General features: G+C 65.5%; 23 protein-coding genes and 1 tRNA gene. 10 read left to right on the top strand and 14 right to left on the bottom strand.

Features of this window, described 5'->3' with window-relative positions:
• The first annotated feature begins 89 nt into the window (after window positions 1-89).
• Entirely contained in the window at window positions 90-1,433 is a 1,344-nt protein-coding gene (gene glmM / locus HNS34_RS09600; protein ID WP_172319833.1) for a phosphoglucosamine mutase, read from the top strand.
• Here glmM and HNS34_RS09605 read toward each other — a convergent pair whose 3' ends face one another.
• From HNS34_RS09605 to ilvC, 4 genes are all read right to left on the bottom strand, one after another.
• Window positions 1,434-2,045 carry a secretin GspD/PilQ domain-containing protein gene (locus tag HNS34_RS09605; RefSeq protein WP_172319834.1) on the bottom strand — a complete coding sequence of 204 codons (612 nt, stop codon included), beginning with the start codon at window positions 2,043-2,045 and terminating at the stop codon, window positions 1,434-1,436.
• 62 nt (window positions 2,046-2,107) lie between these two features.
• The gene (locus tag HNS34_RS09610) at window positions 2,108-3,025 is read right to left on the bottom strand and encodes a DMT family transporter (RefSeq protein WP_235952675.1); all 918 of its coding nucleotides are present in this window, start codon (window positions 3,023-3,025) and stop codon (window positions 2,108-2,110) included.
• Window positions 3,026-3,115: 90 nt separating this feature from the next.
• Window positions 3,116-3,679: a hemerythrin domain-containing protein gene (locus HNS34_RS09615; protein ID WP_235952676.1), complete on the bottom strand. Its 564-nt coding sequence runs from the start codon at window positions 3,677-3,679 to the stop codon at window positions 3,116-3,118.
• A 224-nt stretch (window positions 3,680-3,903) separates the two neighbouring features.
• Complete coding sequence (gene ilvC / locus HNS34_RS09620; RefSeq protein WP_172319835.1) at window positions 3,904-4,926, bottom strand: ketol-acid reductoisomerase; 1,023 nt, start codon at window positions 4,924-4,926, stop codon at window positions 3,904-3,906.
• 127 nt (window positions 4,927-5,053) lie between these two features.
• On the opposite strand from ilvC, the gene HNS34_RS09625 reads away from it, so the two are divergent.
• The 3 genes from HNS34_RS09625 to HNS34_RS09635 all read left to right on the top strand — a co-directional run bounded on the left by HNS34_RS09625 (window position 5,054) and on the right by HNS34_RS09635 (window position 7,249).
• Entirely contained in the window at window positions 5,054-5,509 is a 456-nt protein-coding gene (locus HNS34_RS09625; protein ID WP_172319836.1) for an Lrp/AsnC family transcriptional regulator, read from the top strand.
• A complete protein-coding gene (locus HNS34_RS09630; RefSeq protein ID WP_172319837.1) occupies window positions 5,506-5,961 on the top strand; it encodes an Lrp/AsnC family transcriptional regulator in 456 nt (151 codons plus the stop codon). The genes HNS34_RS09625 and HNS34_RS09630 overlap by 4 nt, the downstream gene beginning before the upstream one ends.
• Window positions 5,962-6,118: 157 nt before the next feature.
• Window positions 6,119-7,249 carry an aminotransferase class V-fold PLP-dependent enzyme gene (locus HNS34_RS09635; RefSeq protein WP_172319838.1) on the top strand — a complete coding sequence of 377 codons (1,131 nt, stop codon included), beginning with the start codon at window positions 6,119-6,121 and terminating at the stop codon, window positions 7,247-7,249.
• 10 nt (window positions 7,250-7,259) lie between these two features.
• Here the strand turns inward: HNS34_RS09635 and HNS34_RS09640 are convergent, their stop codons facing one another.
• The 3 genes from HNS34_RS09640 to HNS34_RS09650 all read right to left on the bottom strand — a co-directional run bounded on the left by HNS34_RS09640 (window position 7,260) and on the right by HNS34_RS09650 (window position 10,242).
• The gene (locus tag HNS34_RS09640) at window positions 7,260-8,231 is read right to left on the bottom strand and encodes a formate/nitrite transporter family protein (protein ID WP_172319839.1); all 972 of its coding nucleotides are present in this window, start codon (window positions 8,229-8,231) and stop codon (window positions 7,260-7,262) included.
• Between the two features lie 72 nt (window positions 8,232-8,303).
• Window positions 8,304-9,515: a UbiH/UbiF family hydroxylase gene (locus tag HNS34_RS09645; RefSeq protein ID WP_172319840.1), complete on the bottom strand. Its 1,212-nt coding sequence runs from the start codon at window positions 9,513-9,515 to the stop codon at window positions 8,304-8,306.
• A 79-nt stretch (window positions 9,516-9,594) separates the two neighbouring features.
• Window positions 9,595-10,242, bottom strand: a complete 648-nt coding sequence (locus HNS34_RS09650; protein WP_172319841.1) for a pyrimidine 5'-nucleotidase — start codon at window positions 10,240-10,242, stop codon at window positions 9,595-9,597.
• A 71-nt stretch (window positions 10,243-10,313) separates the two neighbouring features.
• On the opposite strand from HNS34_RS09650, the gene HNS34_RS09655 reads away from it, so the two are divergent.
• Window positions 10,314-10,955, top strand: a complete 642-nt coding sequence (locus HNS34_RS09655) for a GntR family transcriptional regulator (RefSeq protein ID WP_172319842.1) — start codon at window positions 10,314-10,316, stop codon at window positions 10,953-10,955.
• Here HNS34_RS09655 and HNS34_RS09660 read toward each other — a convergent pair.
• Window positions 10,901-12,847 (bottom strand): glycosyltransferase, encoded by a 1,947-nt coding sequence (locus HNS34_RS09660; protein ID WP_172319843.1) that lies wholly within the window; start codon window positions 12,845-12,847, stop codon window positions 10,901-10,903. The genes HNS34_RS09655 and HNS34_RS09660 overlap by 55 nt on opposite strands.
• A gap of 115 nt (window positions 12,848-12,962) precedes the next feature.
• Window positions 12,963-14,117 carry a glutamine-hydrolyzing carbamoyl-phosphate synthase small subunit gene (gene carA / locus HNS34_RS09665; protein ID WP_172319844.1) on the bottom strand — a complete coding sequence of 385 codons (1,155 nt, stop codon included), beginning with the start codon at window positions 14,115-14,117 and terminating at the stop codon, window positions 12,963-12,965.
• Between the two features lie 143 nt (window positions 14,118-14,260).
• On the opposite strand from carA, the gene HNS34_RS09670 reads away from it, so the two are divergent.
• A complete protein-coding gene (locus HNS34_RS09670; protein WP_172319845.1) occupies window positions 14,261-14,719 on the top strand; it encodes a GatB/YqeY domain-containing protein in 459 nt (152 codons plus the stop codon).
• 510 nt (window positions 14,720-15,229) lie between these two features.
• Here HNS34_RS09670 and HNS34_RS09675 read toward each other — a convergent pair.
• The 3 genes from HNS34_RS09675 to HNS34_RS09685 all read right to left on the bottom strand — a co-directional run bounded on the left by HNS34_RS09675 (window position 15,230) and on the right by HNS34_RS09685 (window position 18,457).
• The gene (locus tag HNS34_RS09675; protein WP_328700502.1) at window positions 15,230-15,676 is read right to left on the bottom strand and encodes a DUF2244 domain-containing protein; all 447 of its coding nucleotides are present in this window, start codon (window positions 15,674-15,676) and stop codon (window positions 15,230-15,232) included.
• An 86-nt stretch (window positions 15,677-15,762) separates the two neighbouring features.
• Complete coding sequence (locus HNS34_RS09680) at window positions 15,763-17,436, bottom strand: cytochrome c oxidase subunit I (protein ID WP_172319847.1); 1,674 nt, start codon at window positions 17,434-17,436, stop codon at window positions 15,763-15,765.
• Window positions 17,437-17,656: 220 nt separating this feature from the next.
• Window positions 17,657-18,457 (bottom strand): class I SAM-dependent methyltransferase, encoded by an 801-nt coding sequence (locus HNS34_RS09685; protein ID WP_172319848.1) that lies wholly within the window; start codon window positions 18,455-18,457, stop codon window positions 17,657-17,659.
• A gap of 126 nt (window positions 18,458-18,583) precedes the next feature.
• Between HNS34_RS09685 and HNS34_RS09690 the strand changes: the two genes are divergently transcribed.
• Window positions 18,584-19,282 (top strand): winged helix-turn-helix transcriptional regulator, encoded by a 699-nt coding sequence (locus HNS34_RS09690; RefSeq protein ID WP_172319849.1) that lies wholly within the window; start codon window positions 18,584-18,586, stop codon window positions 19,280-19,282.
• 13 nt (window positions 19,283-19,295) lie between these two features.
• On the opposite strand, the gene HNS34_RS09695 is transcribed toward HNS34_RS09690, so the two are convergent.
• Both HNS34_RS09695 and lipB read right to left on the bottom strand, forming a co-directional pair.
• Window positions 19,296-19,442, bottom strand: a complete 147-nt coding sequence (locus tag HNS34_RS09695) for a hypothetical protein (RefSeq protein ID WP_172319850.1) — start codon at window positions 19,440-19,442, stop codon at window positions 19,296-19,298.
• 286 nt (window positions 19,443-19,728) lie between these two features.
• The gene (gene lipB / locus HNS34_RS09700; RefSeq protein WP_172319851.1) at window positions 19,729-20,421 is read right to left on the bottom strand and encodes a lipoyl(octanoyl) transferase LipB; all 693 of its coding nucleotides are present in this window, start codon (window positions 20,419-20,421) and stop codon (window positions 19,729-19,731) included.
• A 329-nt stretch (window positions 20,422-20,750) separates the two neighbouring features.
• On the opposite strand from lipB, the gene HNS34_RS09705 reads away from it, so the two are divergent.
• The 3 genes from HNS34_RS09705 (at window position 20,751) to HNS34_RS09715 (ending at window position 22,814) form a co-directional block, all read left to right on the top strand.
• Window positions 20,751-21,392, top strand: coding sequence for a peptidoglycan-binding domain-containing protein (locus tag HNS34_RS09705; protein ID WP_172319852.1), 642 nt, complete (start codon window positions 20,751-20,753; stop codon window positions 21,390-21,392).
• A gap of 148 nt (window positions 21,393-21,540) precedes the next feature.
• Window positions 21,541-21,627, top strand: a tRNA-Leu gene (locus HNS34_RS09710).
• A gap of 56 nt (window positions 21,628-21,683) precedes the next feature.
• Entirely contained in the window at window positions 21,684-22,814 is a 1,131-nt protein-coding gene (locus tag HNS34_RS09715; protein ID WP_172319853.1) for a site-specific integrase, read from the top strand.
• The last annotated feature ends 451 nt before the right edge of the window (window positions 22,815-23,265 follow it).

Consider the following 23,265-nt stretch of genomic DNA (forward strand, 5'->3'; position numbering starts at 1 on the left):
GCGCAGCCCCCGCCCCATGCTAAGACAGCGCAAACGAAGATGATCGCGCGCGCATGCGCGGCATGACATGGGGCATCAAGAGGGGCATCATGACTCGCAAGCTGTTTGGAACCGACGGGGTGCGCGGGCGCGCCAATACCGATCCGATGACCGCCGAGATGGCGCTGAAACTGGGCGCCGCAGCGGGCCGCTATTTCCGGCGCGATCAATCCCCCGTCCACCGTGTGGTGATCGGCAAGGACACGCGCCTGTCGGGCTACATGATCGAGAACGCGCTGACCGCGGGCTTTACCTCGACGGGCATGAATGTCCTGCTGCTCGGTCCCGTGCCGACGCCCGCCGTGGGCCTGCTGACGCCCTCGATGCGCGCCGATGTCGGCGTGATGATCTCGGCCAGCCACAACCCCGCCACCGATAACGGCATCAAGTTCTTCGGCCCGGATGGCTTCAAGCTGTCCGATGAGGCCGAACAGGAGATCGAGCGCCTCGTCTTCTCCGAAATCACGCCCGCGCAATCCGAAAACATCGGCCGCGCCAAGCGCATCGACGATGGCCGGTTCCGCTATATCGAACGGGTCAAGGGCACCTTTCCGCAGGGCCGCACGCTGGAGGGGCTGAAGGTCGTGATCGACTGCGCCAACGGGGCCGCCTACCGCGCCGCGCCCGAGGTGCTGTGGGAACTGGGGGCCGAGGTGATCCCGCTCGGCGTCAGCCCCAATGGCTTCAACATCAATGACGGTGTCGGCTCCACCGCGCCGGGGGCGGCTGCCGCCAGGATCAGGGAAACCGGGGCCGATCTGGGCATCTGCCTCGATGGCGACGCCGACCGTGTCATCCTGATCGACGAGACCGGAGAGGTGGCCGATGGCGACCAGATCATGGCGCTCTTCGCCGACCGTTGGGCCGAGGAGGGGCGTCTCAAGGGGCACACGCTGGCCGCGACCGTCATGTCCAATCTGGGGCTGGAACGCTACCTCAACGACCGCTCCATCGTGCTGCACCGCACGCCCGTGGGCGACCGCCATGTCGTTGCCGCGATGCGCGAACACGGCCTGAACCTTGGTGGCGAGCAATCGGGCCATATCGTGATGACGGATTACGCCACCACCGGCGACGGCCTCATCGCGGGGCTGCAATTCCTGGCCGAGATGGTGCGCACCGGAAAACGCGCCAGCGAGTTGGCGCATAATTTCGAGCCGGTGCCGCAGCTTCTGCAAAACATCCGTTTCGATGCCGGCCAGACCCCGCTGGAGGCCGCCCCCGTGCAGGCCGCCATCGCCGAGGCCGAGGCGCAGCTTGACGGCACCGGGCGGCTCCTGATCCGCAAATCGGGGACCGAACCGCTGATCCGCGTCATGGCCGAATGCGAGGATGAGGGGCTTTTGCGCGATGTCGTGGGCGGTGTCGTCGCCGCCGTGCAGGACGCGGTCTGATCACTCGTCCACCTCGATGAAGCGCGCGGTGATGAGGATCATCAGCCGATTCTCGCGGCTGTCGGTCGCGCGCCTGCGGTAGAGGTTGCCGACCACCGGAAGGTTGCCCAGAAACGGCACCGGCACATCGACATCGCGGCTGTTGCGGGGCACCTGCTGCACCAACCCGCCCAGGACGATGGTGGCCCCGTCCTGCAGCGCCACATCGGTCTGAACGCTGCGCTCGATGACGAAGCCCGGATCGCCGGACAGGCGCACTGGGCCGAGGGACTCCAGCCGGGTCAAGTCGGCGCGGAATTCGCGGTCGTCGCCGAGGGTGATCAGTGGCCGGTCCAGATCGGTCACGCGGGCGGTGATATTGAGGGTGACGCGGTCCCCGGCATCGATCTCGGGCAGCACGATGAGGGAGAGCCGCGGCCTGCGGACCCCGTCCGGCAGGACGTTCGGCAGGTCGATCCCGATCCGGTCCATCCAACTGGCGCGGGGGCGCTGCAGGAACGGGATGGCATCGTCGTCGGACTCGTCCTGCGCGGTGATGATCGCCTGCGCCATGCGCGGAGACGCGGCCAGACCGGCGGCGGTCAACAACTGGGTGAACATACGTCTGTCCATGTCGCACCTCGGAGTTATGGAAAGACCCCCATTCTACCCCAAGTTGCGCGAATCCCCAAATCTCACCGCCTCCGCCCCGCGAACAGCCGCATCAGCGCCCCCCACTGGCTGACCATCACGCCCATCAGGATCAACGCCAGCGCCCATAACAGCGAGGGCGGCAACGGCTCGGACAGGATCAACGACCCCAACACCACCGACCAGATTGGCACCTGGTAATTGACCAGGCTCATGAAGACCGGCCCGGCGCTGCGCACCACGATGACGCGCAGGATATTGGCCGCCGCCGTGGGGATCAGGCCAAGCCCCGCCACCACCAGAAGCGTCTCGCGCGGCGGCAGGGGCGGCGGCCCCTCGACGGCCCAGGCCACCGGGATCACCAGCACCGCGCCAAAGACCAGCAGCATGGTGGCCAGCCCGATCGGGTCGGCGGGCGGCAGGCGGCGCATGAAGATCGAGCTCATCGCATAGCAGGTCGCGGTGCCGAGGCAGGCCAGCCGCCCCCAGGGCTCCATCGCCGATCCGCTGCTCTCGAAGGCCTGCCCCCCGATCAGCACCACGACCCCGGAAAAGCCGATCACGAAGCCCGCCAGCTTGCGCAGGGTCATCCGCTCACCGGGCACCAGCACATGCGCCATCGGCAGCACGATCAGCGCAACGGCGGCCATCGAGACACCGGCAAAGCCCGAGGTGACATATTGCTGGCCCCAACTGAGCAGGGTGAAGGGCAGGGCAGAGCTGAGCGCCGCGACCCCCACCAGCCCCGGCCAGTCGCGCGCCTCGCTGGTGAAGACGGGCTTGCCGCGCAGATGCCAGACCACGACCATCAGCGCCGCCGCGAACCCGATCCGGCCCGCCGCCAGCCAGAACGGCGTGATGCCGCGCAGCGCGACCTCGATGACCAGGAAGGTCGCCCCCCAGGTCAGCCCCAAAATGGCGATCATCAGCCAGCTTTTCGCGGTGATCTGCGGGGCGGTCATGCTGTCTCCGGGGTATCTTCCGGATCGGTAGACCCCGGCACCGGGCCGGGGTCAAGCCGATAGCAGGTCGCCCAGGATCACGGCACCGGATCAGCCGCGCAGGCGGTGATGCAGCAGGATCGGTACGGCCAGTTCCTCCTCATCGGTCAGGTGCCGATGCAGGAAGCGCCCGATATCCGCCGCCGTCGCCTCCAGCGGTCCGGCCTCGTCTTGCATCTGCGCAGGCTCCAGCGTGGCCAGTTGCACCACCCGGTTGGCTTGGGACGTGAAGCGCTCCAGCAACCCGTCCAGCGCCGCGTGATCGCCCTCCAGCATTGCCAGCCCGTCGGCGAAACGCGGGTCGGCGGCCTCAAGCTCGGGAAAGAAATTGCGGTCTTCCCAATGGTGATGCCCGTGCAGGTTGCGCACCAGCAGGTTGCCGAAATGCGCCAGGCGGCTTGCATAGGTCTGATCCTCCAGCCCCTTGTCGAGATAGCGTCGCGTATCCTTGGTGACGATCGCGGCCAGTTGGCGGAACATGGAATGGGCGGCCATCCAGTTCTGGGTGGACTGGGCGAGGTTCGGGTTCTCCGGCCATGTATCGCGCGGATAGTCCCGAAGCAGGAGCTGCATCTCAGGCGGCAGGCCCTGTCTGGTGTCGATGCTGTGTGTCATGCAAGGGCAGATGGTGTGGGCGTTATACTATAACAATCCTCCATCCGCGCACCGGTGCTGTGCGGGCAAAGAGACCGGTTTCCGGGGCGCAGAGGGCAAGGTCACGCAGCGCAGTCCCTGCGGTCTTGTGTCGGCGGTCAGGGTTGCCCACAAGGTTCGGGCAATGGGAAACGCCCCGGCAGACCGATCTGCCGGGGCGTTGTGAACGCGTCCGGATGGCGTGCTCAGTTCTTGGACTTGTCCACCATCTTGCCTGCCGAAATCCACGGCATCATGTCGCGCAGCTTCTCGCCGACCTGCTCGATCTGGTGCTCGTCGTTCAGGCGGCGCGTGCCCTTGAAGAACGGCTGTCCGGCCTGGTTTTCCTGCATGAAATCACGCACGAAGGCGCCGGTCTGGATGTCGCGCAGAACCGCCTTCATCCGGGCCTTGGTCTCGTCGTAAGGCAGGATGCGGGGGCCCGAGACATATTCGCCATATTCGGCGGTGTTGCTGATCGAATAGTTCATGTTGGCAATGCCGCCCTCATAGATCAGGTCGACGATCAGCTTCACCTCGTGCAGGCACTCGAAATAGGCCATTTCAGGCGCGTAACCCGCCTCGACGAGGGTTTCAAAGCCCATGCGGATCAGTTCGACCAGCCCGCCGCAGAGCACCGCCTGTTCCCCGAAGAGGTCGGTCTCGCATTCCTCGCGGAAATTGGTCTCGATGATGCCCGAGCGCCCGCCGCCGATGGCCGAGCAATAGCTGAGGCCGATCTCAAGCGCGCGACCGCTGGCGTCATTGTTCACGGCGACAAGGCAGGGCACGCCGCCGCCCTTGGTATATTCGCCGCGCACGGTGTGGCCGGGGCCTTTCGGGGCCATCATGATGACATCGACGCCGGGCTTGGGCTCGATCAGGCCGAAATGCACGTTCAGCCCGTGGGCAAAGGCAATCGCCGCGCCGTCGCGCAGGTTGTCATGGACGTATTTGCGGTAGGTCTCGGCCTGAAGCTCATCGGGCATGGTGAACATGATCAGGTCGCACCAGGCGGCGGCCTCGGCGATCTCCATCACCTTCAGCCCCTCGCCCTCGGCCTTCGCCTTGGAGCCCGAGCCTTCACGCAGCGCCACGACGACGTTCTTGGCACCGGAGTCGCGCAGGTTCAGCGCATGGGCATGGCCCTGGCTGCCATAGCCCAGGATGGCCACTTTCATGTCCTTGATCAGGTTGATGTCGCAATCGCGGTCGTAATAAACGCGCATGTCTTCGCTCCTTGGTTGATTTGGGGGCAATCTACGCGCCGCTTGCGGAAATGTCGTTTGATGCTTGGAAGATATTTCCTTGTTTGATAGAAATTCATTCAGGGAATCTGAAAACCGAGACAGAGTCATGCTCGACGACACAGACCGCCGCCTCCTGCGCCAGTTGCAGGCCGATCCCACCCTCTCGGTCGCGGACCTGTCCGAGGCCACGCGCATCGCGCCCGCCACCTGCTACAAGCGGCTCGACCGGCTGCATGAAACCGGCGTCATCCGCGCCACGCGAAGCGTGATCAACTGGGCCGCGCTTGGGTACACGGTCGAGGTCTCCTTGCGCATCACGCTGGACAAGACACAGGCCCGCGCCTTCGACGATTTCCTGGCGGCCGCGCGCGACATCGCGGAGGTGCTGGAGATCCAGACCTTCCTTGGCCGCACCGATGCCCGCCTCAGCCTGATCGCCCGCGACCTGGGCCATTACCAGCAGATCTACCGCGACCGGATCCTGGCCCTGCCGCATATCGCCGATATCGAGGCGCTGATGAATGTCGCCACGATCAAGGACAGCCCGAGCCTGCCGATATGATGGATCTCGACACCACCGACCGCGCCCTGCTGCGCGCGCTGCAAGAGGATGCGGGCGCGAAATCGGCGACACTCGGGCGGCGCCTGGGGCTCAGCCAGCCCGCCACCTGGCGGCGGATCAAGCGGCTGGTGGAGGCGGGCGTGATCGCGGGCCGCAGGCTGGACCTGGACGCGGGCAAACTGGGCTTCGGCGTCACCGTCTTCCTGGGCGTGAAACTGGCCACCAAGGGCCGCGTCAGCCTGGAGGATTTCGAGCGCGCCGTCAGTGCCATCCCCGAGGTGCAGACGGTGCAACACGTCCTTGGCCTCTACGATTACCGCCTGCGCGTCACCGCCCGCGATCTCGCCGATTTCGAGCGCGTGCTGCGCCGCCGGATCATGACCCTGCCGGGGGTGGGCAATGTCGAGGCCAATGTGCTCCTGAGCGAGGAACGCCGCCCCGGCCCGCTGTGACGGGCCGCTCCTCGCCCTGTCGGGCTCCTCGCTGTTTTTCTCTCTCTCCCCCCCAGTGCGACATATCGACGAAAGCTCTGGTCTTCGGCGGCGGGACAGGTGAGTATTTGGACCAAGAAGATGAACAGATTGCTTTGATTTTCAGGAGGTCCGCCCGATGTCTGCCCTGCTCGATACTGTCGATCCCGACGGGAAGCTGGAGTTTTCCGTGGTCTTCACCGACCGCTCTCTCAACCATATGAGCGCGAAGTTCCAGAAGGTGATGCTGGATATCAACGAGGGGCTGAAGGAAGTTTACAACGCAGGCGGCGTGGCCATCGTGCCGGGCGGCGGCACCTATGCCATGGAGGCCGTGGCGCGGCAGTTCGCCGCCGGGCAGCCTTGCGTGATCGTGCGCAACGGCTGGTTCTCGTTCCGCTGGACGCAGATCCTGGACGCGGGCGGCTTTGGCGGCGAGGCGACGGTGATGCGCGCGCGCCAGACCGGAAACGAGGCCAACGCCCCCTTCGCGCCCGCCCCCATCGAGGAGGTGACCGCCCGCATCCGCGCGGACAAGCCGGGTATCGTCTTCGCGCCGCATGTCGAGACCTCCTCGGGCATCATTCTGCCCGACGCCTATATCAAGGCGCTGGCGGCGGCGGCCCATGAGGTCGGCGCGCTGATGGTGCTGGACTGCATCGCCTCGGGCTGCGCCTGGGTGGACATGAAGGAAACCGGTGTCGATGTGCTGATCTCGGCCCCGCAAAAGGGCTGGTCCTCGACGCCCTGCGCAGGGCTGGTGATGATGTCCGAGCGCGCGCTGGCGCGGCTGGAGGAGACCACGTCCGACAGCTTCTCGGCCGACCTCGGGAAATGGCGCGCGATCATGGCGGCCTATGAAGGGGGCGGGCACGCCTATCACGCCACCATGCCCACCGACGGGCTGACCGCCTTCCGCGACACGATGGCCGAGACCCGCGATTACGGCTTCGAGCGCCTGCGCGACGCGCAATGGGAGCTTGGCACCAAGGTGCGCGCGGCGCTGAAATCGCGCGGCATCGCCTCGGTCGCCGCCGATGGCTATGGCGCGCCCGGTGTCGTGGTCAGCTATACCAACGATCCCGGCGTGCAGAACGGCTCCAAGTTCGGTGCATTGGGCGTGCAGATCGCGGCGGGCGTGCCGTTGCAAGTCGGTGAGCCCGAGGGTTTTTCCACCTTCCGCCTCGGTCTCTTCGGTCTCGACAAGCTGATCGACGTCGATGCCACCCTGGCGCGGCTGGAGGCCGCGCTGGACAAGGCAATCGGTTGACGCGCCCGCCTCACATCTCGCGGCGGATCTGGCCATAGGCCAGCATCGCGAAGAGGCCGGTTCCGCCGATGACATTGCCGACCAGGACCGGCAGGATGTGGTGGCTGAACGCCGTCAGCGGACCCAGTTCGCCGATCACCACCAGCGCGAAAATCTCGGTGGATCCCGCGATCACATGGGTGAAATCCCCCGCCGCGATCAGCCAGGTGAAGAGGATGATCACAAGGGCCTCGGACCTCTTGGCCGAAGGCAGCATCCAGACCACGGCGGCGATGAAAAAGCCCGCCGGAATGCCGCGCAACAGGGCCGCCGCCGGGTCGATCGCGGCGACATGGCGCGAGATGTCCAGGATGGCGGCCAGAATCTCATCGGTGACGATGCCGCCATGCACGGTGATGGCGGCGGTCAGCAGGGTGCCCACCATGTTGGCGACGAAAACGATCCCCCAAAGCCGCGCGGTGCGGGCGAAACGGTAGCGCGAGGGGCACGCCAGCACCGGCAGGACCACCGAGATCGTGTTCTCGGTGAAAAGCTGTAGGCGGCACATGATCACCAGCACGAAACCGAGGCTGTAGCCAAAGCTCTCGATCAGCCTGAGATAGGGATGCTCTGCCCCCAGGCCCGAGCGGATCGTGGCCTCGGCCAGCACCGAGGTGGAGATGCCGATGCCCGCCGCCACGCCCGACCACCAGAGCGAGGCCTGCGGGCGCTCCAACTCCTCCTCGCCCTCGCGCAGGATCACCGAATAGACCGTGATCGCCGACAATCTGCGATGATCGGTGACGTCCTCAAGTTCCAGGTCGGTCAGGGCTTCTTCGGCAATGGTGGGGGTCTTCTCGCGGGACTTGCGCTTGTCGACCTTGGGTTTGGCGCCGCCGTCGCGATCCGGATCGTCGCCCGGCGAATCGCTGGCGGAGGCCGGTTTTTCGGTGTCCTCGGAAATGGTCTGGTCCCCTGTCGCTGTGTCGGTGCCTGCGGACATCGACGATGTGTCGGCAGGCGGGCACGTGTCTGTCAACGCGCGCCTGCGTCGGAAAGTTCCGACAAGGGGCCGCTACCCCGTGCGCCCGGTGCCCAACCCCGCACGCATCAGCGCCACGCGCACCGGCTTGACCTTGTAGAACGCGCGCAACGCCCGCATCCGCATGTCGCGCAAGGTTTGGGCTTCCACCATCGAGGCGCGGTTGAGCGCGTCGATCCCCGCCACCCGCGCCCGGACCTCCGCGTGACGCGCCTTGTGATAGGCCGCAAGCATGTCCCGCTGCCCGAGCCCGCCTGGGTCCGCCTCGGCCAGGTCCAGCAGGGCGGCCAGATCGCCCAGGCTCATGTTCAGCCCCTGCGCGCCGATGGGGGGCACCACATGCGCGGCCTCGGCCACCAGCGCCAGCCGCGTGCCCTCCATCCGCTCGGCAACCTGGGAAATGATCGGCCAGACCGTGCGCGCCGAGGCCAGGTTCAGCGGCCCGTAGAGACCCGCCGAGCGCGCCGTCATCTCCGTCTCGAAGGCCGGGACGTCGAGATCGGCCAGCCGCGCCACCTCCGGCCCTGTCTCCATCCACACCACCGCCGAGCTTGGCCGCCCGTCGTGATCGGGCAGCGGCACCAGCGTGAAGGGCCCGCCCGTGCGGTGCACCTCGGTCGAAACGCCGCCATGCGGGGCGTCATGCGTCACCGCGAAGGCCAGCGCCTTCTGCCCGTAGCGCGTGGTCTTGACGTCGATCCCCGCGGCTTGCCGCATCGGCGAGCCGCGCCCGTCGGCGGCGATGACAAGGCGCGCGCGCAGGCGGGTGTCGTCGTTCAGACCCACCAGCGCCTCGCGCTCGCGCGCCAGAAGTGACATGGTGCCGGTGCCGGGGCGGAAATCGACGCGCGCCATCCCCTCCAGCGCCGCCACCATTTCCCGCCGCAAGAGCCAGTTGGGCAGGTTCCAGCCAAAGGGCAGGTCGGAGATGTCGGCGGCGTTGAAATCATGGATCACGCGCGGCTCGGGCGCTTCGCCGCCCGCGTCCACGATGCGCATGATCTGGAGCGCGCTGGCATGCGGTTCCAGCCGGTCCCAGAGGCCCGCGCGCTGAAGGAACCCGCGCGCCGGTTGCAGGAAGGCGGTGGTGCGCAGGTCCGAACCTTGCGCCTCGCGCGCGGTGACGGGTGGTGCGGGATCGACGCAGATGACGGAGAATCCCGCCGCGCCGAACGCCGCCGCCGCCGTCAGCCCGGCAATCCCGCCGCCCGAGACAAGCACATCACAATCGAATTGGTCGGACATCGCGGGGCCTCTTCATGCGTTCCCCCCCTGATCTAGGCCCTCGGCGCGGCAGGGGCCAAGCGGCAGATGCGCGCGGCCTTCACGCGACCAGCCGCGCGAGGAACCCGCCCAGATCATCGGTATGGTGGTGGATGTGATCGGCGGGGTCGGCGACGGGTGCCACTTGCACCGTGCGCATCCCCATCGCGTGGGGGGCGGCCAGGTTGCGCGGATCATCCTCGAACATCGCGGCGCGGGCGGGGGTCAACCCGTCGCGGGCAAAGACGGCATCAAAGGCGCGCCGCTCGGGCTTGGGGCGGAAGCCTGCATGTTCGACGCCATAGACCGCATCGAAGAGGCCCGCCAACCCGCGCGCCGCGATCACGTTCTCGGCGTAGGGCGCGGTGCCGTTGGTATAGACGATGCGCCGCCCCGGCAGCGCCCTGATCCGCGCGGCGAGGTCAGCGTCGGGCACCAGCACGGAAAAGTCGATCTCATGCACCTCGCTCAGGTAGGGGCCGGGATCGACCCCGTGAATATCCATCAGCCCGGCCAGCGTGGTGCCATGCTCGCGCCAGTATTTGGTGCGCAGGTGGTTGGCCTCGTCGCGGCCCACTTTGAGCGCCTCCATGACAAAGGCCGTCATCTTGACGTTGATCTGGTCGAACAGCGCCATTTCCGGCGGGTAGAGCGTGTGATCGAGGTCGAAAACCCAGGTCTCGACATGGGCGAAGTGCTGCGCGGGCATGAGGCGTCCTTGTCAGGGTTGCGCTTGGGGCGGGGCCGCCCTAGCCTTGCCCGAAATCGAAGGAGGAGCCAATGGCCAGCGGCAAAGCGCCCCAAAAAGATGCCTATGCGCTGATCCTTCAGGCGATCGACCGGGGGCTCTACCGGCCCGGCGACCGGCTGGTCGAATCGGAACTGGCCGAGCGCTTCGGCGTCTCGCGCACGCCCATTCGCGAGGCGCTGCAACGGCTTGAAACGCAAGGGCTTCTGGCGCGGGACGGGCGCAGCCTGATCGTGGCGTCGCTGGATCACGGCCAGATGGCGCAGCTTTACGTGGTGCGGGCAGAGCTTGAGGGGCTGGCCGCGCGTCTCGCCGCGCAGCATGCCAGCCCCGAGGAGATCCGCGTCATGCAGGAGATGGTGGCCGCCGATCAGGCGCTGGTCAACGATCCGGACGCGCTGGCGCTGGCCAACCGGCGCTTTCACCGGCAGATCCACCTGGCCTCGCATAACACCTACCTGGTGCAGCAACTGGACCTCGTGCATCGCTCGATGGCGCTGATGGCGACCACGTCGCTGGCCGCCGAGGGCCGCGGCCCCGTGGCGCTGGAGGAGCATTCCGAGATCGTCGCCGCGATTGCCGCGCGCGATGGTGACCGGGCGGCGCAGGCGCTGAAGGATCACCTCTCGACGGCGTTCGAGGTGCGGCTGAAGGAAGAGGCGGCCTCGATCTGAAGGCTCGCCGCCCTGCGCCCGGTCGAGAAGCGGCCATGTTCGGTCTTGCGCCAATGGAACGGGCGATGCGCCAGCTCGATCAGGCCGAGGATCGCGGCGGCGCTGGCCAGCAGGAAATACACATCCAGGAGCGGGATCCACCAGCGCAGGCTGCGGTGCCGCGCAAGCCGCGAGGCACGCCAGGCGGCGAGGAAGGTCAGCGCCTGACTGGCCAGGAAGAACAGCGCCAGCCCGAGGTAGCCGCGCGTGGTCAGGAACTGGTCCAGCGGATGCCAGAGCCCGAAGAGCTTGACCACCAGGGTCCACAGAAGCGGGGCCATCGCAAAGCCCAGGACCGCGCCCAGAAGCTGCGCCTGGAAGCCGATGAAACGCTTGGCCCCGAGGTCGCGCCACAGCTGCACCGGGTCGCGCATATGGGTGGCCCAGGTCATCGCGTAGCCCTTGAGCCAGCGCGAGCGCTGCTTGATCCAGGGCAGCACGGCGGCGTTGGCCTCCTCGAACGTGGTGGTCTCGACGATCTCGGTGCGGTAGCCGCGCCGCACCAGGCGCAGGCCCAGATCGGCATCCTCGGTTACGTTATGTGCGTCCCAGGCGCCCATATCCTCCAGCGCGTCGCGGCGGAAGAACAGCGTGGTGCCCCCGAGCGGCACGAAGAGGCCGAGGCGCTGCACACCGGGCAGCATCAGCCGGAACCAGGTGGCGTATTCCAGCGTGAAACAGCGGCTCAGCCAGTTATGCGTCGGGTTGTAGTAATCCAGCTGGCCTTGCAGGCAGACCACATCGGGCGGCATCTCGGCGAAGCGCCTGGCGACCTTGCGGATCTGGTCGGGCTCGGGCGCATCCTCGGCGTCATAGACCCCGACGATGGTGCCGCGCGCGAAATTCAACGCGTAATTCATCGCGCGTGGCTTGGTGCGCGGCTCGCCCGGCGGGACGATCACGGCGCGCATCCAGGCGGGCAGGGTCACGTCGCGCAGGGCGGCGCGGGTGGTGGTGTCGCCATGTTCGACGATCAGCAGCACGTCGAGCAATTCGCGCGGGTAATCCAGCCGCGAGACCCGCGCGATCAGTTGCCCCGCGATGTCGCGTTCGTGCAGGAGCGGCAGCAGGATGGTGACGACCGGCATCCGGCGGATCGGCGGCGGCTTGTCCCTCGCTGCCTGCATCGCGCGGTAGGGGCTGGAAAAGAACTCGGCCTGAAGGGCCAGCCATTTCACGCCCGTGTTGATGACGGAAATGCCAATCGCGGTTCCGAAAAGCAGCGCCACGACCGCGCCGGGGGCCACCAGCGCGAGCCCCACCAGAACCAGCAGCGCGGCCAGCCAGCGCCGCAGGGCGCGGTCGGCGGACCAGTCGCGGCAGCTGAACGTGCCGGGCGTGCGCGCCTCGGCGGCGCGGGCCAGCGCATCGCCATAGGCCTGGGTCAGGAGGGTGTGCATCCGCTCACGCCCCGCCAGCGCCAGCAGGATCGGCCCGTCATGGTCGATCGCGGCGCGAATCGCATCGGCGCGGTCGGGCCGGTTGGTCAGCACCACCAGCGCCGCCCCCGCCCGCCGCCAGGGCAGCGCATTCAGCGCGGCGGCGGTCTTGGCGGGCAGATGCGCGGCCAGGGCCGGGTCCGGCCCCGCGCCGCCGGTATCGGCCAGACGGGTGCCGAATTGCGTCGAGAGGGCGCGCAGAAGCTGCACCTCGGAGATCACGCCATGCGCCATCAGGATCTCGCCCAAGGGCAGGTTCTGGTGCCTTTGCAACGCCAGCGCGGTCAGCATGTCGTCTTGCGTGATCGCGCCCTGGTCGAGCAGAATCTCCGCCAGCCGGGGCCGTGCCGCCCCGCTTGCCGTCACCGCGCGCAGATGCGGGCGGCCTTGTCGTGACACAGGTCGGTCGGCCATTTCGGTGATCTGGCGCGTTTCAGCCAAAGTCAATTGTCCCCGGACGGTTCTGCCCGGAGATCACCAGAAGCCACAAGTCCTAATAAATGATTAAAACCCGGTCGGTTGGCACGGTTTATGCCGGTTCCGCCGCGCGGTCCTTCATGGCGGCGACGAAGCGTTCGAACAGGTAGTAGCTGTCCTGCGGGCCGGGGCTGGCCTCGGGGTGGTATTGCACCGAGAAGACCGGCTTGCCGGTGACGCGGATACCGCAATTCGAGCCATCGAAGAGCGAGACATGGGTTTCCTCGACACCCTCGGGCAGGGACTGGCTGTCGACCGTGAAGCCGTGATTCATCGAGGTGATCTCGACCTTGCCGGTGGTGTGATCCTTGACCGGGTGATTGGCACCGTGGTGGCCGTGGCTCATCTTGACGGTCTTGGCGCCAAGCGCCAGCGCCAGCATCTGGTGACCCAGGCAGATGCCGAAGACGGGAAGATCGGCGGCCAGCACGTCCTTGATCATCGGCACCGCGTAGGCACCGGTCGCCGCCGGATCGCCGGGGCCGTTCGACAGGAACACGCCGTCGGGCTGATGCGCCAGAACCTCCTCGGCGGTGGCGGTGGCGGGCAGGACGGTGACATCGCAACCGGCGCTGGCCAGGCAACGCAGGATGTTGCGTTTCGCGCCGTAGTCAATCGCCACGACCTTGTGCCCCGGCCCTTCGCGGCGCGGATGTCCGTCGGGCCAGGCCCACCGCATCTCGTCCCAGGAATAGCTCTGCGCGCAGGTGACATCCTTTGCCAGATCCACGCCCTCCAGCCCGGCGAAATCGCGGGCGGCCTTGACCAGCGCTTCGAGGTCGAAATTCCCCTCGGGGTCATGCGCAAGTGCCACATGCGGCGCGCCTTGCTGGCGGATCGCGCGCGTGAGCCGCCGTGTGTCGACGCCGCCGATGCAGATGCGCCCGCGTGCGGCCAGCCATGCCGTGAGCTCCTGCTCGGAGCGCCAGTTCGAGGGCGCGGTCGGATCCCATTTTACCACCATGCCCTCGGCCACGGGATCGGCGGTCTCGTCATCATCGGTGTTGACGCCGGTATTGCCGATATGGGGGAAGGTGAAGGTCACGATCTGGCCGGCATAGGAGGGATCGGTCATGATCTCCTGGTAGCCGGTCATCGCGGTGTTGAAGCACAGCTCGGCCACGGTCTGCCCGGTGGCCCCGAAGCCGCGACCGTAGAAGACTGTTCCGTCAGCAAGAACCAGGCAGGCGGTGGGGCGGTCGGTCATCGCGCGACTCCATATGTGGCGGGGCAAAATCCGGCGCAACCTAAGGGGGGCAGGGGGCGGGGTCAAGCGGGGCCGCGACGGGTTGTTGCAGGCTGCCCGATCCCTTATGTTCAGGGGCTGTTGCATAGCCAGGGACAAGCGAAATGCCACTGAGGGAACGGATCAACGAGGGCCTGAAAACGGCGATGCGGGAGAAGGACGTCACGCGCCTCTCGACCCTGCGCCTGATCAGCGCCGCCATCAAGGATCAGGACATCAACGCGCGCGCCAAGGGCAATTCCGAGGGTGTCAGCGAGGCCGAGGTGCTGGCGATCCTGGGCAAGATGGTCAAGCAGCGCCAGGAAAGCGCCCGCGCCTATGAGGAAGGCGGGCGGCTGGAACTGGCCGAGAAGGAGCGCGAGGAAATCGCGGTGATCGAGGATTACCTGCCGCGCCAGTTGAGCGAGGAGGAGGTCGCCAGGGCGGTGGATGATGCGATCGCCGCGACGGGCGCCGACAGCATCCGCGATATGGGACGCGTCATGGGCGTGCTGAAGTCGAAACATACCGGCCAGATGGATTTCGGCGCGGTCGGCCCGCGGGTGCGCGAACGTCTGTCCTGACCGGGAATACGGCGCGTCAACGCGCCGCGCGGGGCAGGGCGTCGACGCCCGGCAGCCCCCGGTCGGGTTTCGGTGCTCATATCGGGAACGGGGGGCCGGGATGTTGCGCGATCTGCGCCCCTCCTGACCCATGCGGAATTAGAGATTGGCGGGCCCGCCAAAAGGGCCGCGCGTCATCAAGGTCTTGGTGCGATATCTGGGGAAGGCCCCGCCTTGGCCCGTGTCAGGGGCTGTCTTCGGCTGGTGACCCGACCTCATGAAACGCTGCGGGCGAGGGGCAGGGAGGCGCCCCCCGGATCCGCGTTCGGTATACCGGGGACCGGGTATAGCGCGGTTTGACTAAGGATCGGTTAACGGCAGAGTTTTTTGGACTCACGCATCTTCTTTGTTCTAGAAATAACCTGGGGGGGGTCGCCATTGTTGCGCCATTGGTCCGAGCTACAATGGCGACGGGGCTGGCCCCCCGACCGGTCGGATTGCGAAGCAATTCGAAGCCATTGCAGGCGGACCCTACCGGTTCGGAAAAATCTCCCGCTCCAAGAGCGCGTGCAAGTCGCGCCGCTCGAAGGGGGCCAGGAAGGCGCCGATCTCGACCTCGCGGCCCTCGGCCTTCATCGTCACGTAATCGGGCACTTTCCCGCCCTCGGGAATGCGCCTGACGCGGACCCAGTAGGGGTTGGCCTCCCAGACCTGGGGGGGCTTGCGCGGGGCGTTATGGGCAAGCCGCATCCAGCCGTCCCAGATCACCAGTTCCTCGTGCAGTTCCATATCCGACCAGGAGCGTTTCAGCCCCCACCAGATCGCGGCGATGGCGATGAGGACAAAGGGCAGCACACCCCACAGGACCGAGCGCCCCAGGACCGCGATGAGCGGCAGCGCCATCAGCCCCGCGGTCAGCCCGATGAACCAGACGAAGCCCGGCGGGGTCAGGGATTTGTGCGGGCGGAGTGTCAGCACCAGGCGGGGCGTGCCGTGCTCTTCATGAAAAAGGGCCCCGAAATCCTCCGGGGCCCCCTTTGCGTATCTGGTGGTTTCGACCGGCATCAGTGGTGGGGTTGCCTGTCCCACATCTCCTGGGTCGGAAGCTCCTCGAAGGTGTGCTCGGGCGGCGGGTTGGGCAGCAGCCATTCCAGCGTCTCCGCGTGCTCGCCCCAATAGGCGTTCTCCTCGATCTTGCGGCCCGCGAAGATGGTGTAGAACACGATCCCGATGAACAGCAGGAAGGATGCGAAGGCGATGAAAGCCCCGATGGAGGACCACCAGTTCCACAGCGCGAAGGCGTCCGGGTAGTCGATATAGCGGCGCGGCATGCCCTGGCGGCCCAGGAAATGCTGCGGGAAGAAGGTGATGTTGGTGCCGATGAAGAACAGCCAGAAATGCACCTTGCCCCAGAATTCCGGGTACTGGCGACCGGACATCTTGCCGATCCAGTAATAGGTGCCCGCGAAGATGCAGAACACCGCGCCAAGCGACATCACATAGTGGAAATGGGCCACCACGTAATAGGTGTCGTGATAGGCCCGGTCGATGCCCGCCTGCGCCAGCACGATGCCGGTCACGCCGCCGACGGTGAAGACGAACAGGAACCCGATGGCGAAGAGCATGGGCGTCTTGAAGGTGATCGAGCCCTGCCACATCGTCGCGATCCAGGAGAAGATCTTGATGCCCGTGGGCACGGCGATGACCATGGTTGCGACCATGAAATAGGCCTGCTGGTTCAGCGTCATGCCGACCGTGTACATGTGGTGCGCCCACACGACGAAGCCGAGCGCGCCGATCGCGACCATGGCGTAGACCATCGGCAGGTAGCCGAAGATCGGCTTTTTCGAGAAGGTCGCGATGACGTGGCTGATGATGCCGAAGCCCGGCACGATGATCATGTAGACCTCGGGATGGCCGAAGAACCACAACAGGTGCTGATAGAGGACCGGATCGCCGCCATTGGCGGGCGTGAAGAAGCCGGTGTTGAAGTTGCGGTCGGTCAGCAGCATCGTGATCGCGCCCGCCAGAACCGGCAAGCTCAGCAGGATCAGCCAGGCGGTGATGAAGATCGACCACGGAAAGAGCGGCGTCTTGTGCAGGGTCATGCCCGGTGCGCGCATGTTGAGGAAGGTGGTGATGATGTTGATCGCGCCGAGGATCGAGGAGGCGCCCGAGACGTGCACCGCGAAGATCGCGAAATCCATCGACACGCCGGCCTCACGCGTGGAAAGCGGCGCGTAGAGCACCCAGCCCACGCCCGAGCCGAGCTGGCCGTTGCCGCCCGGTGCCAGCATGGATACGACGCCGAGCGAGACCCCGGCGACATACATCCAGTAGCTGAGGTTGTTGAGACGCGGGAAGGCCATGTCGGGCGCGCCGATCATCAGCGGCATGAAATAGTTGCCAAAGCCGCCAAAGAGCGCGGGAATCACCACGAAGAACATCATCAAGATGCCGTGATAGGTAATCATCACGTTCCAAAGATGCCCGTTGGGGGAACAATCCTCGGCCCCGATGCCGCCCAGGAACCGCGCGCCTTCGGCGCACATGTACTGCACGCCGGGCTCCATCAGCTCCATGCGCATATAGACCGTAAACGCCACCGAAATCAGGCCGACAAAGCCCGCGGTGAACAGATAGAGGATCCCGATATCCTTGTGGTTGGTCGACATGAACCAGCGGGTGAAGAAGCTCCGCTCGTCGTGGTCGTGTCCGGTGGTGGCAGCGTCAGCCATGGCCGTCTCCTGTTTCGCAACGCGCGCCGAAATCCGTGGTAAACGGCCACGCGCGCTCAATTCCCTTGGACCTGTTCTAGTTTGGGGATGGGGTCCGTGCAATGCGTTAGCGCCACGATATGTGGGAAAAATTGCCTCATGCACGGCCCTTAGCGGCGCATCGGCGCAACCGGGTGGCGACTGCGTGGGCCGGGGGGGCCGGTTCAGGTTGCGGGCCGGGTCAGGTGCGGACGCCCCGGATGACAAGGGCGGGGCGGGGGATGGCGAGGCCAAGCTCGGTCTCGTAGGCGCGGTGAAACGCCTCGAAGGCAGCGCGGAAGGCGGGTTTGCGGTCGTCGGGCAGGGCGGCGTGGGTTGCGGCGACGGGGCCGAAGCCGGTAACATATTCGTGCCAGACCGTCTCGACATCTGGCGCGTAGAGTGTCGTCTCTTGGGCGCGGGCCTCGATGCGGAATGTGCCGCCGAACGCCAGTTGCAGCCAGTCGGGGCGCCCCCAGTCGAAGGGCGAGGCGGGCGGCGGGGGCGCGTCCGACCATTCGCCAAGCAACCCGAAGAACCCCGCGATATAGCCCTCGGGCGCGTCGGCCCATGTCGCCAGCGCCAGCCGCCCGCCGGGGCGCGTGACGCGGGCAAGCTCGGCGATGGCCTTCTGTGGCGCGGCGGAGAAGATGATGCCGTAGGTCGAGATCACGCCGTCGAAATTGGCGTCCTCAAAGGGCAGCGCCTCGGCGGCGGCCTCTTGGAATTGCGGGCGCGGCGTGATGCCCTCGGACAGGCTCTTCGCCGCCGCGATCATGCCGGGGGCGATGTCGATGCCGGTCACGCGCGCGCCGCGCCACGCGGCAAGGCGGGCCGCCCATCCGGTGCCGGTGCCGATATCGAGGATGCGCGCGCCCGCACGCGGCCAAAGCGCCTGCACCGTGTGCGCGATGGTGTCGGCCAGCCCGAAGGAGATGCCGTCATAGGCGGTGCCGGGCTGGCCCCACATCCGGGCCTCGGGGCTTTGCGTGTCGGTTGTCATCGGGGCCTCCCGCTTTGCGTTCGACCCAAGAATACCCCCCCGTCCGGCGCGCGGGATACTCCACGATCTGGAGTATTCGGGGCGGCGCGGATGCGGTATGATCGGAGGCAACCGGAGGCGCGAGAGATGAAAAGCTACGGCCAGTTCTGCCCGATCGCCAAGGCCGCCGAGATCTTCTGCGAGCGCTGGACCGCGCTGGTCATCCGCAACCTCGGGGCCGGGGCCGAGCGGTTCAGCGACATCCATCGCGGCGTGCCGCATATGTCGGCAACGCTGCTCACCCGGCGGCTGCGCCAGTTGGAGGCCGAGGGGCTTGTCACGCGGCGGCGCAATGCGACCGGGCGCGCCTGGACCTATCACCTGAGCGCGGCGGGGGCCGAGTTCCTGCCGCTGGTCGGTGCGCTGGGCATCTGGGGGCGGCGCTGGACCCGGCGCGAATTGCAGGAGGGCGAGCTTGACCTTGGATTGCTGATCTGGGGGCTGGAATACTCGGTCGACCCGGCGGCTTTCGGGCCGGAGCGGCGGGTATTGCGCCTGGAGGTGACGGACCAGCCGCAGCACAAGCGGTTCTACTGGTTCCTCTGCGAGGCTGGAAAGCTGGAGCTCTGCGTGTCCGATCCCGGCGGCGAGACCGACCTCTACCTGCGCGCCACGCTGGCCGATCTGATCCGGGTCTATCGCGGTGATGTGACGCTGGCGGCGGCCATGGGCGATGGGCGACTGGAAGTGGATGGCGCGCCGAAGCTGCAGCGGCGGCTGGCGCGCTGGTTCAATTTCGATGCGATGGCGAAGACGGCCCCGGCGGAGGTCGGTCGGGCGGGGTAGGCGGCCCGTCCCGTTATTCGATGAGGGGCGTGTCGGCAGGCGGCGGGGCGGTCAAGGCGGCGCTGTCGGGCGGGGTGACGTCATAAAGCGCGATCCCCACGGCCCCCACGACCAGCGCGGCCAATCCCACCAGGGCGATGAGGATAATGCGGGTTTCCATCTTGTTGTCCCGTTCGATCTGCGCCTCGAAATCCAAACCTTGCCGTCCCTTTCCAAGCCAGCGCCCCCGGCGCGACGCGGGGGCTTTCGGGGCAGCCTGCCCCAAGAAGATTGACCATTCCTTACCCGGCGGGGCGAAACAGTCGAAAGTTTTCGCCATATTCGGGATAATGCCGGAAAACCGTTGTTTTTCGGTTCCTTGCCTTGCCCCGTCAACCGCGAATGGGGCGCTTTTCGAGGTCAATCATGGCAAGAAAAAGGCAACGCGCCGCCTGTCTGCGAAACAATCAGTTTTCCGCCGGGGCGGGGCGTGGACGGCGGGGGATTTCCGCCGAGCCGAAGACCTGCGTAAAGGTTTTCTGCAAGGCCAGATCGACATCGTCCAGCGTCACCGGCAGGCCGAGATCAACGAGCGAGGTGACGCCATGGTCCGATATGCCGCACGGAACGATGCCGTCGAAATGGCTGAGGTCGGGCTCCACGTTGATCGAAAGGCCATGATAGCTGACCCATTTGGTGATCCGCACGCCAAGCGCCGCGATCTTGTCCTCGCGCGGCTCGCCCGTCACCAGCGGCGGTTTCTCGGGCCGCGTGACCCAGACGCCGACCCGGCCTTCGCGCTTTTCGCCGGTGACGTTGAACTCGGCCAGCGTCGCGATCACCCAATCCTCCATCTGCGCCACGAAGCGCCGCACGTCGCGCCCGCGCGCGCCCACATCCAGCAAAACGTAAGCCACCCGCTGCCCCGGCCCGTGATAGGTATATTGCCCGCCGCGCCGCGTGGCGTGGACCTCGAAGCGGTCGGGATCGGTCAGGTCGGCGGGCTTGGCCGAGGTTCCGGCGGTGTAGAGGGGGGGATGTTCGAGAAGCCAGATCGCCTCCTCGGCCTGGCCGCGCGCGATGGCCGCGGCGCGCTCCTCCATCCAGGTGACGGCTTGCGCGTAGGGGACGGGTGCGTCCGAGCGAATCCAGTTGACCATCAGCTCATCCGGGCATCAGCCCGGCCTCCTTTGCCTCTGCCTCCGCGATGGCATCGGCAAGCCGCAAGATCAACCCCGCCGATCGGTGGTCGAGACCGAAGTATACGCGGCATGATGGTCCTTGACCAATAGGCCGGCGGGGCGAATCGACCCCGTGAGCGTCAGGGCCCCGGACCGCAATCGGTTCACAACCGCGCGATCAGGGGACACATCCGCGTAGGAATGCGCAGGATTTCCGCCGATAGTGCGGGTAATTCATACTTTTGATTGAACCGGAACATGCTAAACTGCGACCAATCATCGAGACCAGCGTAATTGGAGGACCAATCATGATCTTTAAGGCCTTGACCACCGCGACCTTTGCCGTCGCCCTTGCAACCTTCCCCGCCGAGGATGCGCAGGCCGATGCGGGCGATGTCGTCGGCGGCCTGATCGTCGGCGGCCTGATCGGCGCGGCGATCGCCAATGGCAACAATGCCGGCAACCGCACCGTGGTGACGCGCCCCTCGGGCAATACCAGCACCTATACCCCTATCCCGGCCACCCAGATGGGCCGCGATACGCAGACCGCGCTGAACTATTTCGGCTTCAACGCCGGGGCCGTCGATGGCCAGATCGGCGGCAACACCCGCGCCGCGATCGAGCGCTACCAGGCGACCATGGGCTATCCCGTCAACGGGCGTCAGTATCCGTCCTACCAGTATGACGAGCTGATGCAGGCCTATTACTGGGGTCTGAACGGCGGCTCGGCGCAGACCGGGCTTTATGGTCAGCCGCTCCTGATGGCCTATCGCTCGGCCCAGACGGCGGCACCCGCGCCGCAGGTCGTGACCACGCCGACCGCCCCCGTGCAGCAGCCGCAGCCGACCGTGGTGGCCGCGCCCCCGGCGCAGACCGTCATCGTCTCGCCCCCGACCGCCGCCGCGATCACCCCGGTGACGCCGGTGACCCCGGTGCAGGACAACAAGTAACACCTTCTTCGGGTGACAGATCGGGGCCGCGCCTGAGCCAGGGCGCGGCCCTTTTTCCTAGGCGGCGGGCCGGGACGAAATCGGTGCAGAATCCCCCTTCACATCCGCGGATCACGAGGGTACAAGCCCGCCACCTACCTGATCACGTGCGGTCGTGGCGGAATTGGTAGACGCGCAGCGTTGAGGTCGCTGTGGGGTAACTCCCGTGGAAGTTCGAGTCTTCTCGACCGCACCAATCACCCTACAAAAGACATTTGAAGTCAATGAGTTAACTCTCGGAGACTTGAAGAAATGTCACACAAATTCCCACACACCACCATTCGTTCCGGCACGTATTACTACAATCGTCGTGTCCCGAGACATGTCGTCGAAGCATTCGGAATGAGTGCTGTGCAAGTCTCCCTAGGTAAGAAGTCAGATGAGGTTGGACCTCTAGCGGCTGCCCTGACAGGCGCACTCAATGAGCTGTGGGCCGCTGATCCTGTTCATCCTGTCTGCATTCAGTTGTTGTTAGCACGACTGAAGCCGCAGACGCTGACATTGGCTGATTGCATGGAGCAGTATCTCGCTCTCAGGTCTATCCATGAGAAGCCGTGTCGGCTGGCAATCCGAAGCCTGATCCAGATTTGCGGAAACAGACCAGTTGATCGCTACACGCGCCGAGATGCCAGAGCCTTGGTCGATCATCTCCTAAGTCTGGGTAACAAAACCGCCACAGTACGAAGACGCTTGCAGTCCCTTCACGCGGTTTTCGAATACGGTTTACTTGAGATGGAGGCCGATAAAAGAAACCCCTTCTGCCGTGTTCCTATCCCCCGAGAAGGACATGACATCAAGACTAGGGAGACGTTCACTTTCGATCAACTTAGGGCAATTTACGGAGAGGCCCTCTGTTCCAATAAAGATACCCGCCTCATTCTGCCGATCCTTGGTGAGACGGGCGCTAGGTTGGCTGAGATTGTAGGCCTCAGGTGGCAGGATGTAGACCTAAACGCGGGAACTATCATCATCCGCCCCCATGCTATGCGTCCCCTGAAAACCCGAGGTTCTGAACGTTTGGTGCCTCTGGTCGGCATAGGTTTAAGAGCCATGACCATGCTTTCGCACATGTCGAGAGATCATGAGTTCGTGTTCCCACGATGGGTGCGCGCAGATCGAGTGGTAGCAACCCACGCAAGCAACACGCTCAACAAAGTCCTGCACAAACGATATGGTGATCTGACTTGTCACTGCTTTCGACACACGCTTAGAGATCGCCTTCGAGACGCTGAAGCACCAGTTGAACTCGTTGACCAGATCGGCGGATGGCATCACGCTGGTGGAGTGGGAACAAGCTATGGACGTGGATACAGCGTCGATGTGCAGAGAAAATGGCTTGAAAAGGTCTCTATTCGCAACATTTCTTACAGCAACAGTCTTTAAGTGTTGACTTAACACCAAGGACGTGGTATAATATACTATAGGCAAGTGAAAGAATGCAGCCCTTTGCGGTTTCTTTCATGAAGACCTCTCCTCCGCCAAAACAGCTTCACTGCGTAAGAGCGTCCTGCTCCCAATCATGAGTAACGGGTGCGGATTGCTGGAGGATTCATCCCAACACATTTTAAAGGAATGCCCATGACACGACGTCAGCCGAAAACCAATCAAGATTGGCAAAAAGTCCGCCGGAAGAACCCACGCCTCTTCTATTCTAGCGAAGCTCAGAAGCTCATGCTTGAGGACGCCAGTGCTCTCGGAAACGAAGAGTTCTTTAAGCATGTCCCCACTGAAGAGGACCTCTAATGCGTGATTGCCTTAGCAGTGTCCCAACAGTTGGTGTAACTCCCGCCGGTAGCGCGGGCTGAGCGGAGCCTTCGCATAGCGAAGCGAGGCC

Source organism: Alterinioella nitratireducens (assembly GCF_013155465.1).
In the GTDB taxonomy this organism is placed as follows: domain Bacteria; phylum Pseudomonadota; class Alphaproteobacteria; order Rhodobacterales; family Rhodobacteraceae; genus Alterinioella; species Alterinioella nitratireducens.

Excerpts from the sequence above, each read along its gene's own strand:
- HNS34_RS09715 (WP_172319853.1), top strand. The coding sequence starts at position 21,684 with ATGTCACACAAATTCCCACACACCACCATTCGTTCCGGCACGTATTAC.
- HNS34_RS09635 (WP_172319838.1), top strand. The coding sequence starts at position 6,119 with ATGTCTGCCCTGCTCGATACTGTCGATCCCGACGGGAAGCTGGAGTTT.
- HNS34_RS09615 (WP_235952676.1), bottom strand. The coding sequence starts at position 3,679 with ATGACACACAGCATCGACACCAGACAGGGCCTGCCGCCTGAGATGCAG.
- HNS34_RS09680 (WP_172319847.1), bottom strand. The coding sequence starts at position 17,436 with ATGGCTGACGCTGCCACCACCGGACACGACCACGACGAGCGGAGCTTC.
- carA (WP_172319844.1), bottom strand. The coding sequence starts at position 14,117 with ATGACCGACCGCCCCACCGCCTGCCTGGTTCTTGCTGACGGAACAGTC.
- HNS34_RS09610 (WP_235952675.1), bottom strand. The coding sequence starts at position 3,025 with ATGACCGCCCCGCAGATCACCGCGAAAAGCTGGCTGATGATCGCCATT.
- HNS34_RS09640 (WP_172319839.1), bottom strand. The coding sequence starts at position 8,231 with ATGTCCGCAGGCACCGACACAGCGACAGGGGACCAGACCATTTCCGAG.
- HNS34_RS09655 (WP_172319842.1), top strand. The coding sequence starts at position 10,314 with ATGGCCAGCGGCAAAGCGCCCCAAAAAGATGCCTATGCGCTGATCCTT.
- HNS34_RS09660 (WP_172319843.1), bottom strand. The coding sequence starts at position 12,847 with ATGGCCGACCGACCTGTGTCACGACAAGGCCGCCCGCATCTGCGCGCG.
- HNS34_RS09625 (WP_172319836.1), top strand. The coding sequence starts at position 5,054 with ATGCTCGACGACACAGACCGCCGCCTCCTGCGCCAGTTGCAGGCCGAT.
- lipB (WP_172319851.1), bottom strand. The coding sequence starts at position 20,421 with ATGGTCAACTGGATTCGCTCGGACGCACCCGTCCCCTACGCGCAAGCC.
- HNS34_RS09630 (WP_172319837.1), top strand. The coding sequence starts at position 5,506 with ATGATGGATCTCGACACCACCGACCGCGCCCTGCTGCGCGCGCTGCAA.
- HNS34_RS09670 (WP_172319845.1), top strand. The coding sequence starts at position 14,261 with ATGCCACTGAGGGAACGGATCAACGAGGGCCTGAAAACGGCGATGCGG.
- HNS34_RS09605 (WP_172319834.1), bottom strand. The coding sequence starts at position 2,045 with ATGGACAGACGTATGTTCACCCAGTTGTTGACCGCCGCCGGTCTGGCC.
- glmM (WP_172319833.1), top strand. The coding sequence starts at position 90 with ATGACTCGCAAGCTGTTTGGAACCGACGGGGTGCGCGGGCGCGCCAAT.
- HNS34_RS09650 (WP_172319841.1), bottom strand. The coding sequence starts at position 10,242 with ATGCCCGCGCAGCACTTCGCCCATGTCGAGACCTGGGTTTTCGACCTC.
- ilvC (WP_172319835.1), bottom strand. The coding sequence starts at position 4,926 with ATGCGCGTTTATTACGACCGCGATTGCGACATCAACCTGATCAAGGAC.
- HNS34_RS09685 (WP_172319848.1), bottom strand. The coding sequence starts at position 18,457 with ATGACAACCGACACGCAAAGCCCCGAGGCCCGGATGTGGGGCCAGCCC.
- HNS34_RS09645 (WP_172319840.1), bottom strand. The coding sequence starts at position 9,515 with ATGTCCGACCAATTCGATTGTGATGTGCTTGTCTCGGGCGGCGGGATT.
- HNS34_RS09705 (WP_172319852.1), top strand. The coding sequence starts at position 20,751 with ATGATCTTTAAGGCCTTGACCACCGCGACCTTTGCCGTCGCCCTTGCA.
- HNS34_RS09690 (WP_172319849.1), top strand. The coding sequence starts at position 18,584 with ATGAAAAGCTACGGCCAGTTCTGCCCGATCGCCAAGGCCGCCGAGATC.
- HNS34_RS09695 (WP_172319850.1), bottom strand. The coding sequence starts at position 19,442 with ATGGAAACCCGCATTATCCTCATCGCCCTGGTGGGATTGGCCGCGCTG.